Origin of the sequence: Sporosarcina sp. E16_8 (assembly GCF_017347095.1) — a bacterium.
GTDB lineage: Bacteria > Bacillota > Bacilli > Bacillales_A > Planococcaceae > Sporosarcina.
This window is the reverse complement of record NZ_JADPRZ010000129.1, coordinates 1-664: the sequence shown is the minus strand read 5'-3', so window position 1 is coordinate 664 and position 664 is coordinate 1. Positions and strand designations below refer to the sequence as shown.

Annotated in this window: 2 protein-coding genes; both read right to left on the bottom strand. The window is 42.2% G+C overall.

What is annotated here, in order from left to right:
• Positions 1–125 precede the first annotated feature (125 nt).
• On the bottom strand, positions 126–428 hold the full coding sequence (locus I2484_RS21210) for a YwqI/YxiC family protein (RefSeq protein WP_207153002.1): 303 nt from the start codon (positions 426–428) through the stop codon (positions 126–128).
• Between the two features lie 20 nt (positions 429–448).
• Positions 449–664, bottom strand: a 216-nt coding sequence (locus I2484_RS21205; protein ID WP_207153001.1) for a hypothetical protein, incomplete at its 5' end; no start/stop codon positions are given.

Here is a 664-nt window from a genome sequence, read left to right as displayed (position 1 = left end):
GTCTTCCATCGCAACGAGTCCTTCGACTGCGGTCTCGATTGCTTTCATTTCATTTTCCAAACGATTTAGCATGGTATTATTCCGCCGCAAGCCATCGTGGAAAGGGCTGACATCTACTACTTTCATTATAACATCGCCTGCTTCGGTCCGGATAATGTACTATGCATGACAGTCGCTATTTTTTTGTCTGATTCACGCATGAATTCAACGGAGCTAGTAGTTGTTTTACTATTCTCCATTAATACAGTTTGATAGTTCATCAAAAGCTGTTCCAGTTGAATCGACAACTTCGTCTGTTTAGTCACGACATCCATCGTATTTCCCGTAATCGGTGGTTCTGCTTTTGGAATGAGTGATTCCGTTTTGCTGTTCATTTCCCTTAATTGGTTTTCAACTTCTACATAGTCTATTTTCACTTCGGTCGACATGATAGTTATCTCCCCCGTTGTTAGTTGGAAGTCTTTACTTTTTCCCTTTCCCTTGCCGCTTCCTCGGCCAATAGACACTCGATAGTCTGTTGAATGGAGGCAATTTCTGCTTGAAGTGAAGCAATTTTTGCTGCAATTGCACTATATACGTTCGCGAATTGAGCACCTGCAATCTCCAAATAAGCTGTGTGAATTCCCCCTTCACGAATAGCTTGAAAATCAGTGGCATGTCTACC

Coding starts and splice junctions, on each gene's coding strand:
- I2484_RS21210 (WP_207153002.1), bottom strand. CDS start 428: ATGTCGACCGAAGTGAAAATAGACTATGTAGAAGTTGAAAACCAATTA.